The organism is bacterium, from assembly GCA_016716565.1.
Taxonomy (GTDB): Bacteria; Bacteroidota; Ignavibacteria; order Ignavibacteriales; family Ignavibacteriaceae; genus IGN2.
Genome location: JADJWC010000002.1, coordinates 94,848 through 110,043, shown reverse-complemented (window position 1 = coordinate 110,043; position 15,196 = coordinate 94,848). Strand labels below are relative to the sequence as shown.

General features: G+C 36.0%; 15 protein-coding genes. 2 read left to right on the top strand and 13 right to left on the bottom strand.

Translation table 11 applies throughout. The features are described 5' to 3' along the window. Positions 1 to 38: 38 nt before the first annotated feature. From IPM14_07175 to asd, 9 genes are all read right to left on the bottom strand, one after another. On the bottom strand, positions 39 to 875 hold the full coding sequence (locus tag IPM14_07175; protein ID MBK9097902.1) for a cytochrome b/b6 domain-containing protein: 837 nt from the start codon (positions 873 to 875) through the stop codon (positions 39 to 41). Then, positions 872 to 2,956: a hypothetical protein gene (locus IPM14_07170; protein ID MBK9097901.1), complete on the bottom strand. Its 2,085-nt coding sequence runs from the start codon at positions 2,954 to 2,956 to the stop codon at positions 872 to 874. Before IPM14_07170 ends, IPM14_07175 begins: the two co-directional genes overlap by 4 nt. Continuing rightward, positions 2,874 to 3,932 (bottom strand): cytochrome b/b6 domain-containing protein, encoded by a 1,059-nt coding sequence (locus tag IPM14_07165; protein ID MBK9097900.1) that lies wholly within the window; start codon positions 3,930 to 3,932, stop codon positions 2,874 to 2,876. Before IPM14_07165 ends, IPM14_07170 begins: the two co-directional genes overlap by 83 nt. Continuing rightward, positions 3,866 to 5,005 (bottom strand): hypothetical protein, encoded by a 1,140-nt coding sequence (locus tag IPM14_07160; GenBank protein MBK9097899.1) that lies wholly within the window; start codon positions 5,003 to 5,005, stop codon positions 3,866 to 3,868. The genes IPM14_07165 and IPM14_07160 overlap by 67 nt, the downstream gene beginning before the upstream one ends. A gap of 61 nt (positions 5,006 to 5,066) precedes the next feature. Next, entirely contained in the window at positions 5,067 to 5,417 is a 351-nt protein-coding gene (locus tag IPM14_07155; GenBank protein MBK9097898.1) for a cytochrome c, read from the bottom strand. A 190-nt stretch (positions 5,418 to 5,607) separates the two neighbouring features. Further along, positions 5,608 to 6,021, bottom strand: a complete 414-nt coding sequence (locus IPM14_07150; protein ID MBK9097897.1) for a GNAT family N-acetyltransferase — start codon at positions 6,019 to 6,021, stop codon at positions 5,608 to 5,610. A gap of 19 nt (positions 6,022 to 6,040) precedes the next feature. Further along, complete coding sequence (locus IPM14_07145) at positions 6,041 to 7,396, bottom strand: sigma-54-dependent Fis family transcriptional regulator (GenBank protein MBK9097896.1); 1,356 nt, start codon at positions 7,394 to 7,396, stop codon at positions 6,041 to 6,043. Between the two features lie 15 nt (positions 7,397 to 7,411). After that, positions 7,412 to 8,899, bottom strand: coding sequence for a PAS domain S-box protein (locus tag IPM14_07140; protein MBK9097895.1), 1,488 nt, complete (start codon positions 8,897 to 8,899; stop codon positions 7,412 to 7,414). A 73-nt stretch (positions 8,900 to 8,972) separates the two neighbouring features. After that, on the bottom strand, positions 8,973 to 10,022 hold the full coding sequence (gene asd / locus IPM14_07135) for an aspartate-semialdehyde dehydrogenase (GenBank protein MBK9097894.1): 1,050 nt from the start codon (positions 10,020 to 10,022) through the stop codon (positions 8,973 to 8,975). A gap of 67 nt (positions 10,023 to 10,089) precedes the next feature. Between asd and IPM14_07130 the strand changes: the two genes are divergently transcribed. Next, positions 10,090 to 10,848 carry a carbon-nitrogen family hydrolase gene (locus tag IPM14_07130; protein ID MBK9097893.1) on the top strand — a complete coding sequence of 253 codons (759 nt, stop codon included), beginning with the start codon at positions 10,090 to 10,092 and terminating at the stop codon, positions 10,846 to 10,848. Here IPM14_07130 and IPM14_07125 read toward each other — a convergent pair. Then, on the bottom strand, positions 10,845 to 11,252 hold the full coding sequence (locus tag IPM14_07125; protein MBK9097892.1) for a YbaN family protein: 408 nt from the start codon (positions 11,250 to 11,252) through the stop codon (positions 10,845 to 10,847). The genes IPM14_07130 and IPM14_07125 overlap by 4 nt on opposite strands. 190 nt (positions 11,253 to 11,442) lie before the next feature. On the opposite strand from IPM14_07125, the gene IPM14_07120 reads away from it, so the two are divergent. After that, a complete protein-coding gene (locus IPM14_07120) occupies positions 11,443 to 11,856 on the top strand; it encodes an acyl-CoA thioesterase (GenBank protein ID MBK9097891.1) in 414 nt (137 codons plus the stop codon). Here IPM14_07120 and menE read toward each other — a convergent pair. From menE to menB, 3 genes are all read right to left on the bottom strand, one after another. Then, complete coding sequence (menE, locus tag IPM14_07115; protein ID MBK9097890.1) at positions 11,835 to 13,295, bottom strand: o-succinylbenzoate--CoA ligase; 1,461 nt, start codon at positions 13,293 to 13,295, stop codon at positions 11,835 to 11,837. The genes IPM14_07120 and menE overlap by 22 nt on opposite strands. Positions 13,296 to 13,301: 6 nt before the next feature. Beyond that, entirely contained in the window at positions 13,302 to 14,186 is an 885-nt protein-coding gene (locus IPM14_07110; protein MBK9097889.1) for a 1,4-dihydroxy-2-naphthoate polyprenyltransferase, read from the bottom strand. 114 nt (positions 14,187 to 14,300) lie between these two features. After that, a complete protein-coding gene (gene menB, locus IPM14_07105; protein ID MBK9097888.1) occupies positions 14,301 to 15,146 on the bottom strand; it encodes a 1,4-dihydroxy-2-naphthoyl-CoA synthase in 846 nt (281 codons plus the stop codon). Positions 15,147 to 15,196: the final 50 nt, after the last annotated feature.

Genomic DNA, 15,196 nt, shown 5'->3' with positions numbered 1-15,196 from the left:
GCTGTTAAAAGATAATTATTAAATTGTTGAAGGTGAAATTATCTGTACGCAAAAATCATTGCATAGATTATCCAGATGACAATACTAAAACCAATTATAAGAGCTGTCCAGCCAAACAATCTAATGCCTTTTATAACTATAGGCGGATAATCTTCGACTAAATATTTTTCGAGTTCTCCTTTTTCAACTAGCTCATTATATTCTTGTGGTCTGTCTAACTTAAATTCGTCGAGAGGAGTTCTACCAGAAAAAATAACAATGTCCATCGGAAATTTTTCAGGACGAAGGTGAGTATTAAAAAAATGAATTGTGAAAATAAATCCTGTAGCAAGCAATGCTTCATCGCTGTGGATAATAGTTGCGACATTTATCATCCATCCCGGGAAAAAATTAGTGAAAAATTCCGGGAACCAGAGTGTCATTCCGGTAGAACCGATAACAAACATTCCCCAGAAAACTGCGAAGTAATCAAATTTTTCCCAGTAAGTCCATCTTCCATATTCGGGTCTTGGTCCTTTTCCAATGAACCATTTTAAGGAACTCTTAAAATCCTGCCAGTCTTTTTTATTGAACAACATGGAATTCTTACCAATTAGTAATGCTTTCCATGATTTGAATTCTTTTTTTCGGAGACGAACCAGATCAACGAGGTGAGTGGTAAAAACAATTATCATTATAATTGCAGCAAATCTGTGCCAATAACCGGCCATCTCAAATCCGCCAAAAAATTTGGATAAGAATCTTGCCCAGCCGGTGTAAGAAAATTTCAAGCTCATTCCAGTCAGTGAGAGTATTATGAAACTCACGATCATAAAAACATGAAGAATCCTGTTTAATCTGGTAAATCTTAAAACATATTTTTCTTTGAGACTCATGCTTCTTCTTTCTCCGAATTGGTTTCATCAGAATCGGATTCATCGCCTTCTTTTTGACTATGAATCTCTTTCAACTTTCTTCTCCACTCTAATGATCGGGGTAGCCAAAGAAGTGTATGTAATCCTGCAATAATAAATGTACCAACAAGCAGACCAGTCATTCCCCAGAAAACCCAAAAGAGAATCGGATATTTATCAGGATCGTGATGAGTAGCGTGAGTTAGATATCCGGCAAATTGTCTGTTAGCTGCTGGGTGACAGGTTTTACAAGTTTCAACCACATTTTCACGGCTAAGATGCGACTTCGGATTTGTAACGGGCAGAATATCGTGAGCTCCATGACAATCATAACATTTTGCTGTTTTTGTATAACCAAGCTGTGATACTTTTCCGTGATAAGTATCAAAATAAGTTTCAGCGATATATTCGTGGCATCTTCCGCATTGACTCATTATTTCAAGTTTAAATCCTTCTGTATCTGCTCTTTTAATTTCATGAGCACTGTGACAATCAAAACAAACAGGCAATTCTTTATCCGTATCTGTAACAAGAGGTGAGTGAACACTGTTTGCAAATTGTTCTTCGATGCCGTGATGACAAGTACCGCAAGTAGCAGAAATATTATTCCTATTGATGCTTGATTCAGGATTCGTGTGAGGTAATTCTTTGTGAGCTGTATGACAATCCGTACACGTAGCGGTTACAGTCAAACCGCTTTTCAGCAGTCCTTTTCCGTGAATACTTTCATTATAATTATTAACTATATTTTTTTCAGAACCAGTATATCTGATTGCTGCTTTTTCACCTTCACGATGGCAGGTGCCGCATAAAGTTGGAATATTTGTAGCAAAGGTTGGTGACTTTGGATCCAATCTTCCGAGAGTTCCGTGCGTACCGTGACATTCTTTACAAGTTGGTGCATTTGCGTCCAGATTTGCATTAAGTGTTCCATGCATACTTACCGAATATTCAGCACCAATTTCTGCATGACAGGAAGAGCAATCAACTTTATTCTGTATCGATTCGCAAGCTCTTTTCTTGGATACATTGACTTCAGTATGACATTGAGCGCAGGATATTGTGGAATGCCTTGAATGCTTTACCTCATCATAATCCACGAACAATGATCTTCCATCATCAGAAGCTTTAATATTAGGATTATCATGACATTCCAGACAATCCTTATCTGCCATACCATAAGCATAAAATGATCTTCTGATCTCATGCGGTTGATGACAGTCCACACACGCAGGCAGAACATGTGCTTGTTTCTCCCATAATTCACCTTTAATAATTTTTCTGTGTACAGTTTCAATTTCAGCGTGGCATGTTGCGCAGGTTGAAGCAATGTTTTGTCTTGATATAGTAGATCGGGAATCTGTGTGTGGCAAGATTCTGTGTGCTGAATGACAGGAAACGCAGGTAGCAGAGACCACTAATCCTTTTTTTAGCAGACCTTCACCATGAATACTTTCCGAATAGTTCTCAAGTATTCTGTCCTGAGGAATATCTCTTTGGAGCTGAACCGGTGAACCTTCTCTATGACATTTTCCGCACAGGAATGGAACTTTCATCGGTGCAACTGCAGAATTGTGATCTTTTACCGGAAGGATGTTGTGATTTCCGTGACAATCCTGACAAAGTGGAGCTAGTGGATCTCCTTTAGCTTTAGCTTTTCCATGAAGACAATCAACATACAGCTTTTGAACATCTGAATGACATTCACCGCAATTTACCCGGGAATATTCTTTTGTATGAGGTAAATCTTCTGCGTTGTAGTTTGTGTGGCAGTCAATACATTCCAATGTACCGTGAACAGAACCTGAGAAAGATTTAGGATTAACGTTCAGAGAAACGGTTCTACCTTTAACCTTGCCTTTGAATCCGGGGTCATCATGACAGGCAAGGCAATCATCATTTGACTGGCCAAAAGCAGCCAGTTGAAAAGCTAATACTACAAATAATTTTATGAGAATTATTTTCATCAAAAAATAATAACTAGGATTTGTCTTCAGAACTTTCGGGATTACTTTGTTCCTGTTCTTTCTGTTTAATCTTCTCAAGCTCAAGAGCATGTTCATCAGCCATTTCCTCTTCTGTTATAGTTCCTTTCCACCAGGCAAGGCTCATCGGATAAACATCAGGATTAAAAATCACAAAGTAAAAATGCCACACGACTATTGCGAGGAACGCAAGCCAGGCTTCATAGTAATGCACGGTTCTTGCAATATCCCAGCCAAGCTTTGTTATCAGACCCATGAAGTAATTATTAAACCACATAATTACTCCGGTAATCGACATAACAATTGTTCCCCAAATTAAAGCCCAGTATTCAGCTTTTTCTACATAACTGAATCTATCGAGTTTTGGTTTTACTTTTGAGATACCAAGATTGAACTTAGCTACATCAATTGCATCTCTAATATCCTGATATCTGGGAAGAAGATCTTTTATTAATTGTCTTCCTTTCTGAGTAAATGAAACATAGTAAATATGGTATAAGCTAATGGCTACCATAACAACTGCTGCAATTCTATGGATCAAACTTCGATATTCAAAAGTATCGCTGCTCAAATCGCGAATATGTGACGCCCACCAGGAATTTGGATAGCTTAACATAAAACCGGTAACTACCAATATCATAAAACTAATTGCCATTGTTGCATGCTGAATCCGCTCATTAACACTCATTCGCAGGTAAAGTCTGTGGCTGTGTCTTTCTTCACGAATCAGCCCGCGCTGCTTCATCTTTTTAATTTTTGACTTTCTGAAAAAGTCTATAATATTATGTACGAACATCAAACCAATCACCATAAATATCAAAGCGATATACATCGAGGCGATGAAATAAATTATTGGTTCACTTTCTTCTTGTCTTGTAATATGAATCTTTCCGACAGTAAATCTTTCATTTGCACCAGGATGACATCCTCCGCAGGTTTTGACAAGGTTTTCCTTGCTTACTGTTGATGTTGGATCGGATGATGGTTTTATATTGTGCGAACCATGGCAGCTTGCACAATTAGCGACAGAAACAGATCCTCCTTCAACAGCCAATCCGTGATAGCTATCAGAAAATGTTTCAAATCTGTTGTTAGATAATCCATACTTATCCGAAAGTTTGAGAGAACTGTGGCACGGAGAACAAACTTCTCTTGATAGATTTTGAAATGCAACAGAGATTTTGGGTCGTCGTGTCGCAAAATATTGTGTTCGCCGTGGCAATCCGTGCAGGAAGGAGATTCTCTAACACCTCTTAAAAGAGCAGTTCCATGAATGCTTTGGAGATATTCATGCGAAATATCCGAATGACATTTTCCGCAGGTCGTTGGAATATTAGTTTTAAATGTCTGCGATTCAGTATTAGTACTTTTATGTACTGAATGAGAATTATGACAATCAACACAATTTGCCGCTTTGGGATTTCCTGAATTTAATTCAGAACCATGAACGCTCTTTTCGTACATTGTAATAAAGCCGGCAGTGGGAGCAGTTCTTGCGCGAACTTCAGGAGAATCAAGGTGACACGATAAACATAATTTCTCCTGGGAAATTTTAACACTCACAGTATCTTCATTTGTATGAACTCTCGCCACGGGATTTTTATGACAGTGCAAACAGTTTGGTGCACCGAGCATTCCATCTTTGAAGGCACTATAGTGTTCAGATGAAAGATAACTTTCCTTTATATCACTATGACACTGACCGCAAGAGTTGGGTAAGTTTTCTACGCTCCACTTTTCACCTTTAGCTGTAGGATCATTTGCATAGTGATAGTCATGGCAGCTCAGGCAATTAACATCTTTTTCTTTTTCGCGTCCTGAAGCTTTAAGTAACTTTGGATGAAACAGGTGTTTAACAATTTGCTTTTGATGACAATCACCGCAAGATTTTGGTGTTAAGTTTTCTGCATGGGGAATTTCTTCGGGATCAAAATTAGTGTGGCAAGAAACGCATTTTAATTTTGAATGACTTGAACCGGAAAATTTTGACTCGCTGACATAGATGGAGATTTCCTTACCATTTTTATCCATTGTAAATGAGTCATCATCGTGACACATCAAACAATCATCATTAGATTGCGCAAACAGATTGCCAAATAAAAAAAGAAGAACACCCACTAATAACATGAGTGTTCTTCTATTTAAATAAGTTATGTTCATTTAATTTTTAATTTAATAATGTACAGGATTATCCTTCAGATTCTGTTTTGAGAGATAGCAACCAGTTTACAAGTGCATTTAACTCTTCATCAGTTCCTTTGAATTTCATTTTATGTTCTTTCTCATTAATCTTTGCTTCTTTAAGAAGATATGATTTCATAAGCTGAGCATCGCCTAAAGTTCCAGCGTTGGAAAGATCGGTTGCATCATCCTTTTTTGAAATAATTTCCATGGAAGTTACTGTATGACAACTATTACACTTTGCATCAACAAAGATTTTCTTCCCATCAAGTCCCTGGTCCTGTGCAAATGAGAAAGCGATTGCGAAAAGTGCAACTATTGCTGATATAAACAAAACGAATAAGAATGTATTTTTCATTTAACGATCCTTTTGTTTTTAAGTTAATTAGTTAAGAAAATTAGTTGCTAATTGCTAACAAAGACAATACCATTAAACTAATTCAATATTGTTGCTTACTTCGCCTAAACTTATAAAATCTTCTCGTTATTGAGAAGATTAAAAGCTTTGTATTTGCATATTTTAGAAATAAAATCAACTCTCAGGTTAATTATTTTCTGAAGACAACTTTTTCCATCATCCGCTCGGGTCGTTTAAGAGGCTCAAATCCAAATTTAGTATAGAGTGAGTGTGCATCCTTTGTAGCAAGCACCCACTTTTTTATTCCTCTAAATCTTTCGTCATCCAGGATTCTACTGAGAAAGAGTTTGGAGTAACCTTTGCCACGGTATTCTTCAAGAATAAAAACATCCATCAAATATGCAAAGACAACATAATCCGTTACTATTCTTGCAAAACCAATCTGTCTGCCATCTAAATAAACTCCAAAGCAATCAGAGTGTTCAATCGATTTTTTTACATCTTCAATTGATCTGCCTTCAGCCCAGTAAGATTTAGTAAGAAATCGGTGAATTACTCCGATATCCAATTTTGATTTATCATCAGAGATTAAAATGTCATTCATTGGAAAAAATATTTACTTGTTAAATCTGAATGTCCAGTTCTTTCATCTTTCTGTACAAAGTTGAAAGCCCAACCTGAAGAGTTTCAGCTGTCTTTTCTTTATTGAATTCGTTTGCTTCAAGTGCTCGTGTGATGATATCTTTTTCAAATCTTTTTACAGATTCATCAAGAGAACCTGAAGGTGAATATTCCGAATGCTCGGTTACAGACTGAAATTGTGCCGGAAGATGTTTTATGTTTATGAAATCTTCATTACAGAATATTACGGATCTTTCTATTACGTTTTCGAGCTCACGGATTTCACCTTTCCACTCGTGATTCATCAACGCTCTCATCGCATCATTTGAAATGCCTTTGATATTCTTATTCATCTGTTTTCTGTATTTGTCCAGAAAATGGTCCGCTAGAAGCGGTATATCACCTTCACGATCTTTCAATGATGGTAAATGAATATCCACAACATTAAGTCTGTAGTATAAATCTTCTCTGAATTTACCCTGGCCGACATATTCCTGGAGATTCCTGTTTGTAGACGCGATGAATCTGACATTAACAGGAAGTGATAATGTAGTACCAACAGGAGTATATTCTTTTTCCTGTATTGCTCGCAAAAGTTTTACCTGCAGTTGTGGAGGCATTTCACTTATCTCATCAAGGAAAAGTGTTCCTCCTTCTGCAGCTTTAATAAAACCTTCCTTATCACTGATTGCTCCTGTGAAAGCTCCTTTTTTATGGCCGAATAATTCGCTCTCAATCAGGTTTTCTGAAATGGCACCACAGTTCAATGCAATGAAAGGTTTGTTTGATCTTTTTGAATTGTAGTGAAGAGCTTTTGCGACAAGTTCCTTTCCGGTGCCGCTGTTTCCGGAGATCAAAACTGTACTTTCAGTATCAGCAACAGCTTTTATCATCTCAAATACCTGCGCAATAGCAGGACTTTTACCAATGATGTTTGTGTAATCATATTCACGTTGTAACTCTTTACGTAAAATTCTGTTTTCAAGATGCAGATCTCTGACTTCAAAAAGCTTTTTTACTTTGATCAGAAGTTCATCGAACTCAACAGGTTTCAGAATATAATCACTGGCACCGCTCCTGAGAGCTGCAATTGCAGTTTCCATTGAACCATAAGCTGTAATTACAATTGTGTTTGTCTGGAGGTTCATTTTCTTTATTTCATCGAGGAGTTCAATGCCTTTCATCTCCGGCATTTCTATATCTGTGATTACAAGATCGTAAGAAGTTTCTTTCAGCATCTCATAAGCAACTTTTCCATTCGGTGCTTCCGCGACTTCATATTTTTCTTTTGTTAAGATATACGAGAGTGATTCACGAATTATATCTTCATCATCAACTACTAATATTTTTTCAGCCATCATTTGTTCCTTGTTTTAATTATCAATTGGCAGCCTGATTGTAAATTTTGTCCCGAACTCCGGTGTGCTCTCAACTTCAATATTACCCTGAAAACTTTTTATAATTCCATAACTAACCCACAAACCGAGTCCGGTACCTTTACCTTGCGATTTTGTAGTAAAGAATGGTTCAAAAATTTTATTCAGATTTTCTTCTTTGATTCCGCTACCTGAGTCAGTAAAGGCGATAATTACTTCATCATTAACCATTGCCGATTCAATGCTAATTCTGTTTTCTTTCTTAGAATTTTTATTTTCGTTAATAGCATCAACTGCATTTAATAATATATTCACGAAAACCTGTTCAAGCTGATCCGCAACAAGCGGCAGATTTGGTATATCGTCACTTAACTTCACTTCGAAAGAGATATTTTTTGCTTTTGTACCAACTTTTGTAATCTCGATTGATTCTTTAAGACATTCATTAATATTGACACGCTGTAATTCAAAATTTGATGGTCGGGAAAAATCAACAAGGTCACGAATTATTTTTGATATTCGAGTGACCTGATTTTTAACAAGCCCCAATTTTTCTTTGATGAAAGTATCTTCAGTGTTTCGCTCTGCTACTTGTACCAATGCCGAAATTGAAGCTAATGGATTACCAACTTCGTGAGCAATTCCTGCTGCGAGGGTGCCAATGCTTTCCATCTTTTGTGTATGGATCAATTGTTTTTCAAGTGTCCTCTTTTCACTTAAGTCACGATGAATTCCGAAATATCCGGTAACTTTTTGGTTCTTATCGAAAATCGGTGAAATCAACAACTGAGTATAAAATGGTTCGCCGTTTTTCTTTCGGTCTTCAACCTCGCCAAACCAAACTTTACCGCTTGAGATTGTCTGCCACATTTTATCCCAGAATTTCTTTGGCAGTTTTCCGCTTCCAAAAATTCTCGGATTTCGCCCGATCAGTTCTTCTTTACTATAACCACTGGATTTAACAAAAGCAGGATTTACATAAATCATTTTTCCATTTAAATCAGTAATCAATATCGGATTAAGACTGCTTTCAACAATATTGAAAAAACGCTGCAGCTCAATATCCTTGACTTTCTCCTTGGTAATATCTTTAACAACTGCAAAAACAAATTCTTTATCTTTGCCATCAGTTGGAAGCATATGATGTGTAAAAGAAATTTTAACATCTATTTCTTCCTTATCGAGAAGAAATTGTGTTTCAATCTCAGCGGTTTTGGTAAAACTTATACATTGAAAGAATACATTGTTGACACTCTCACGGTTACACAGATCAATAAAATCAAGAAAATTTGTCGGTTTATTTTTAAGAAAAGATTTTATGATTTCTTTTGACTTCCTGTTCATCTTGATGATTTCACCATTTACATCAAGCAGAAAATACATATCCGGCAGTGAATCGAAGAGATCAAATCCAAAAAATGGATTCACAGCCATCGAATCAAATTGAACTGTTTTATGTGCATTAGATTTTTTCTTGCTATTCACTGATGAGCGCATAATTAGTTATCAAATATAAATCAAAACAGGGTTTTGAATGGTGCAAATCGTATCGGATTGACTATAGATATCCTTTTGCTTTCATAAGTTCTGCACAAAGTATAGCACCACCTGCAGCACCACGTACCGTATTATGTGAAAGTATTACAAAACTATAATCAAAAATATTGTCCTTCTTTAATCTTCCGATTGAAACGGCCATTCCTTTATCAGCGTTGCGCTGATGCTTTGGTTGTGGAAATGCATTCTCGATTCCATAGTGAATTGGTTGAACAGGAGATGAAGGAAGATCAAGCTGTTGAGGAGTTGATTTAAATTCTTGCCAGACGTTTATTATCTCATCCGCAGACGCTTTTCTCTTTAAATTTATCTGCACACACTCTGTATGTCCATCGGTGACATTAACCCTGTTGCATTGTGCACTGACTTTAAAATTATTATAAACAATTTTATTTCGATTTAAAGAACCTAAAATTTTCAGCGGTTCAATTTCAACTTTTGGTTCTTCACCGCCAATAAAAGGAATAACATTATCATCAATATCCAGATTAACCACTCGCGGATGTCCTGCACCCGAAATTGCCTGCATCGTTACTACATTAACAGATTCCAAACCAAAATTATCGAATAAAGGTTTTAGTGCAAGAACGAGTCCGATAACTGAACAGTTTGGATTTGTAACTATACATCCATCACCAAATTTCTGAGAATTGATTAATTCAAGATGATCAGGATTTACTTCAGGAATAAGTAGCGGAACATCATCATCCATCCTGTGATTTTTTGAATTTGAAATTACTTTGTATCCTGCTTTGGCAAATTCAGTCTCTACTTCTCCTGCAACCGAGGAATCTAGCCCTGAAAAAACTACTCTGGATTTTAGAGTTGGTTCACATTTCTGAACCAAAATATTCTTTACTTTTTCAGGAAGTGGAGCAGAAAGAAACCAGTCGACCGCATCTTTATATTTTTTCCCGGCTGATTTGTCAGATGCACAAAGTTCCGTAATTTCAAACCATGGATGGTTAGCTAGTAATTCAATAAACTTTTGACCAACGCTGCCAGTTGCACCAAGTATTGCTACAGGTATTTTTTCTTGTAAGTTATTCAAATTTAATTCGTCAAATATTTATTATTTTAATGATGCGTAAGATAATAAATAATGCCAATCTGATGATATGAAAATAGCACTAGTCCAATATAACCCAGCCTGGGAAGATAAAGAATCAAACAAGCAGAAAATCCTTTCGCTTGTCCGGGAAATTGAAGGAGTTGAGTTATTCATTTTTCCTGAAATGACTTTGACTGGTTTTACTATGAAGTCCCGGGAGATGTCTGAAACAATTCAGGGAGAATCATTCAGATTTTTTTCATTACTAGCAAAAGAAAAAGCTTCGAATGTATTTGCCGGGATAATTGAACGCAGAGACAAACGAATTTACAACACATTTATTCATATAAAACCAGATGGAGATCTGGTAAAACTGTACAGGAAGATTCATCCATTTTCTTATTCAGGTGAGAATAAACATTTTAATGCAGGAGTGAAACCAGCTTACACAAAAATCAGAACCTGGAAAATAGGATTAACAATTTGTTATGATTTACGTTTCCCTGAGCTTTACAGAAAATATGGAAAGAAGAGAAATCACCTTGTCGTAAATATTGCCAACTGGCCTGATACACGGATCGAGCATTGGCGAACTTTATTGAAAGCTCGTGCGATCGAAAATCAATGTTACGTTGCTGGTATAAATCGGGTTGGGAAAGATCCAAAATTATTTTATCCGGGATTCAGCAGTGTGTTTGATCCGATGGGGAAAGAATTAGCTACTGTTGAGAATGAAGAAAAAGTTATTGTTGTTGAACTCGATAAAAATTATGTTAAAGAGGTGAGAGAGAAATTTCCGTTTCTTGATGATATAAAATTAATCTAATCTCTTTTAGTCTTCACCAACAGCAGATGTATCGTCACACCGACTGCGATTAAAAATAATAGTAATCTTATATACCAGAGTTCAGTGAATACCAATGCGGAGACAGAAATCATTAACCACAATAAAGTAATATTAATTACTTTTGACATTACAGTTAATCCTGAGTTATCCTGATAATTTTTTATATACATACCTAGTATTTTATGATTTCGCAGCCACTCATTTGCCTGCGGTGAGCTTTTAATAAAACAGGCAGATGCAAGAATCAGGAAGATTGTTGTTGGAAGAACTGGAAGGAAAATACCAATCACACCTATTATAACAAGAAGAAATCCTGAAATAAGATATAAGTATTTCACTACTGGCGAAATTGCTTTTACTTGAATATTTTGTTCTGATGACACTGGTTACTTTAATTCTTTATTGTCTCAGTATATAATTGATAACTATCTCAATTTTGATGCAGATATTGTCTAATAATTTAGATAATAATCTTAGCTAAACTTATATTTCACTATTACAAAATAGCAATTTTGGTTAAATACATAAAAAGTTTTCTACTCAAAAATAAAAATCCAAAAATATTCACCAATTATGTTTACAATAAAACGAAAAATTAATTTTTACGACTGCGATCCAGCAGGAATTTTATTTTACGCAAAATTATTTGAAATCAGTCACTCTGTTTATGAGGAAATGATAAACAGCTTCAACCTGAAAAAAAACTATTGGACCAATGATGAATTCGTCGTTCCGATAATAAAGACTGACGGAGCGTATTTCAAACCATTAAAAGCAGGTGAAACTGTTTCGATAAATCTTACAGTCACACTTCGCAAAGAAAATTCATTCGAACTTACTTACGAATGGATAAACAAAGCAGGTGAGCTCGCTGCAAAAGCAAGAACAGTCCATGTTTTTGTCGACAAAAAGCGATGGGTTAAAATTCCAATTTACGATGACATTGTAAAAGGTTTGGAATCACATCAAAGGGATGTTAATCTGTAACGATCAATAAGCTTTTCCTTTTGAACTTTACCAAGCTCAGTTTTGGGAAGCTGTTCTTCGAAAAAAAATTTCTTCGGTATTTTGAATGCCGCTAAATTTTCCTGAAGAAACAACCTGATATCTTCAAAAGAAAGATCAGGAGCACTTTTTTTTAGAACGACTGCTGCAGCAATTATCTCTCCCCATTTTTCATCCTTAATTGGAAAAACTGCGGCTTCGGAGATATCAGGATGTTTTAACAATACATTTTCAATTTCCACAGGATTTACATTTTCACCACCGGATGATATAAGATAATTTTTTCTTCCCTCTAAAAACAAATATCCATCTTCATCCAGATATCCGATATCACCTGTATGATAAAATCCATCTCTTACTACCAGAGAAGTTTCTTCTGGATTAAGATATCCTTTCATCAAAGCGTTCGTTTGAACAGCAACTTCACCAATTTCAAAAGGTTTCAGCTCGTTTCTATCATTATCGACAATCTTAATTTTATTCGTTGGAACAGCTCGACCAACTGAATTTGGTTTGATTAAGATCTCATCTTTTAAAAGAGCAGTAACGAAAGAAGAAGTTTCAGTCGATCCGTAGACCAGGTTAACAGGCCAGCCAAGTTCATTGGCTTCTTTAATTAACTTTATGTCTGAAAAACCTCCGCCAATCAAGCAATTTTTTACTTCAGGATTGGGAGTAATTCTTTCATCAACAATTTTTTTTAATTGCGCTGAAACTAGTGATATGAAAGTTGGGTGAAATTTATTCATTGAGTCAACTAAATGTTCAGTTGACAGTGAATCGGGAATTACTAATGGTATTCCAAATACCAACGATCTCGTAATAGTTGAAAATCCTCCAATGTGATAAAAGGGAAGACTTGCCAGCCATCGATCGCTATGCGTGTATCGCAGCAGTTGATTGCTGTTCAATGCACTATTGTATAGACTGCCAAAAGAAAGAACAATCCCTTTGGATTTATTTGTTGAACCAGAAGTAAAAATAATAACAGCGGGATCGGATAAATTTACTTCAGCTTTATATTCAGTGTGTAGCTCAGCTTTAACTGCATTCGAACTGATTAAATTTCTTTTTTTATTTTTTACTAACTCACTAAATTCTTCGCTAACAATAATTGAATCGCAATCAGAAAGTGCCAATTGTTCTTCAATATCTGACGCATTGAGTTTTGTATTGATAGAAACAGGAACAGCAGAAAGCTGCCAGAGTGCAAATACACTAATAACAAAATCAAGATCATTCCTTTCAAGTATGCCGACAGAATTTCCTGAAGTAATATTCTGCGCTCTTAAAATTGATGCTCTTTGAAAAACCTTTTCACGAAGTTCAGCAAAAGTATAGTTAATCGAAGAAGTAATTATTGCTTTTGCATTTGAATTTTGTTTATGAAGTAAAAAATTATCGGGACTGAGATTCTTCATTTCAAATTAAAGTATCAATCCGATTGAAAGTAAAAGCCCGAATAAACCTGCAAACTTTGCTGATAATTCAAGTGTTTTGTTTAATTCTTCACCTTTAAATGTATTTAACATTTGTAGAAGCAATGCAGCAAGCGGTATAGTTAGAAATGGAAGTAATATCCAGTAATTATAATTGAATTTTAAGAGAAGAATTATAGAAGTTAAATATGATATTGCGATCATAATTATGAACTGCCATTTGGAGAATGTTCCTCCCATGATGACAGCTAATGTTTTTTTATTCGCTTCACGATCTTCATCAACATCACGAAAATTATTCACTACCAAAATATTTGTAATTAATGCACCAACAGGAATGGAAACAATCAGTGCGAGCATCGATATTTCCTGTGTGTGGAGATAAAAAGTACCCATCGTTCCAACTATTCCGAAAAACAAAAAAACAAAAACATCACCAAGACCATTATATGCGAGAGGAAATGGTCCGGCAGTATAAATTATTCCTGCAAAAATTGAAAGTACTCCTACCCAGAGAATTAATAATCCCGCAGAATAGACAAGATATAATCCAAGAATGAATGTCACTCCGAAAACCAGAATGATAGCTAATCTCATTTCATTCACTGAAATCAAACCTGATGCTAAGACTCTCCGTGGACCTTTGCGTTTAACAGTGTCCGATCCTTTTAAATAATCATATAGATCATTCGTAAAATTTGTGCCTACCTGAATTAATACAGAACAAATTAATGCAACAATGGAGTAAAGAAGAAAAAATTTTCCCTGTGAGATCGCGAGTGCTGATCCAACCATTACAGGAACAACTCCGGCAAGTAATGTTTTAGGTCTGCTGGCGAGTAGCCAAGAATTAATTCTGTCGTCTTTACTCATATTTAATTAAGTTGGTCATTGCAATCCGAAATTTGCCGGAGAAGCAACATAAGATTAAAATTATGGATAAAGATTGCTTCGTCGTAAACTCCTCGCAATGACGATTTTTAATTGTCAAGGTAGCTTAGGAAATTTTTTAAAATCTGGTTTACGTTTTTCAAGATAAGCTTTCTTTCCTTCCTGCGCTTCTTCACTCATATAATAAAGAAGAGTTGCATTGCCGGCTAATTCCTGGATTCCAACCTGTCCGTCAAGAGAAGCATTGAACGCAGATTTTAACACACGGATGGCCATAGGACTATGCTGAAGAATTTCCTTAGCCCATTTTATTCCTTCTTCCTCCAGTTTTTTTACCGGGACTACTGCATTGACTAAACCCATTTGCAACGCTTCTTCTGCATTGTATTGACGACAGAGATACCAGATTTCTCTCGCTTTCTTCTGACCGACAATACTTGCTAGAAAACTTGATCCAAAACCACCATCAAAGCTACCGACTTTTGGACCAGTTTGTCCGAAGATCGCATTATCAGCAGCAATGGTTAAATCACAAATAACGTGAAGTACGTGTCCACCGCCAATTGCATAACCGGCCACAAGTGCGATTACAACTTTAGGTATACTTCTTATTAATTTTTGAAGATCAAGAACATTCAGTCGTGGAACTCCGTCCTTTCCAACATAACCTTTATCTCCGCGAATTCGCTGATCGCCACCAGAACAAAAAGCATATTTGCCGTCTTTTGCCGGACCAGCACCTGTTAACAAAATTACACCGATACTTTGGTCTTCTCTCGCATCGGAAAAAGCGTCGTACATTTCGATTACTGTTTCCGGTCTGAATGCATTCCGCACCTCAGGACGGTTAATCGTAATTTTAGCGATGCCATCCATTTTTTCATATATAATGTCTTTATAAATACCAAAATCGGTTTTAACTTTTTTCCAATTCTTTTTCATGATAATTCTCAATTACTTTTAGGTTAGTCAAACAAAAATATTGAAAAAGT

Excerpts from the sequence above, each read along its gene's own strand:
- IPM14_07175 (MBK9097902.1), bottom strand. The coding sequence starts at position 875 with ATGAGTCTCAAAGAAAAATATGTTTTAAGATTTACCAGATTAAACAGG.
- IPM14_07170 (MBK9097901.1), bottom strand. The coding sequence starts at position 2,956 with ATGAACATGCTCTTGAGCTTGAGAAGATTAAACAGAAAGAACAGGAAC.
- IPM14_07160 (MBK9097899.1), bottom strand. The coding sequence starts at position 5,005 with ATGTTATTAGTGGGTGTTCTTCTTTTTTTATTTGGCAATCTGTTTGCG.
- IPM14_07155 (MBK9097898.1), bottom strand. The coding sequence starts at position 5,417 with ATGAAAAATACATTCTTATTCGTTTTGTTTATATCAGCAATAGTTGCA.
- IPM14_07150 (MBK9097897.1), bottom strand. The coding sequence starts at position 6,021 with ATGAATGACATTTTAATCTCTGATGATAAATCAAAATTGGATATCGGA.
- IPM14_07145 (MBK9097896.1), bottom strand. The coding sequence starts at position 7,396 with ATGGCTGAAAAAATATTAGTAGTTGATGATGAAGATATAATTCGTGAA.
- IPM14_07130 (MBK9097893.1), top strand. The coding sequence starts at position 10,090 with ATGAAAATAGCACTAGTCCAATATAACCCAGCCTGGGAAGATAAAGAA.
- IPM14_07120 (MBK9097891.1), top strand. The coding sequence starts at position 11,443 with ATGTTTACAATAAAACGAAAAATTAATTTTTACGACTGCGATCCAGCA.
- menE (MBK9097890.1), bottom strand. The coding sequence starts at position 13,295 with ATGAAGAATCTCAGTCCCGATAATTTTTTACTTCATAAACAAAATTCA.
- IPM14_07110 (MBK9097889.1), bottom strand. The coding sequence starts at position 14,186 with ATGAGTAAAGACGACAGAATTAATTCTTGGCTACTCGCCAGCAGACCT.
- menB (MBK9097888.1), bottom strand. The coding sequence starts at position 15,146 with ATGAAAAAGAATTGGAAAAAAGTTAAAACCGATTTTGGTATTTATAAA.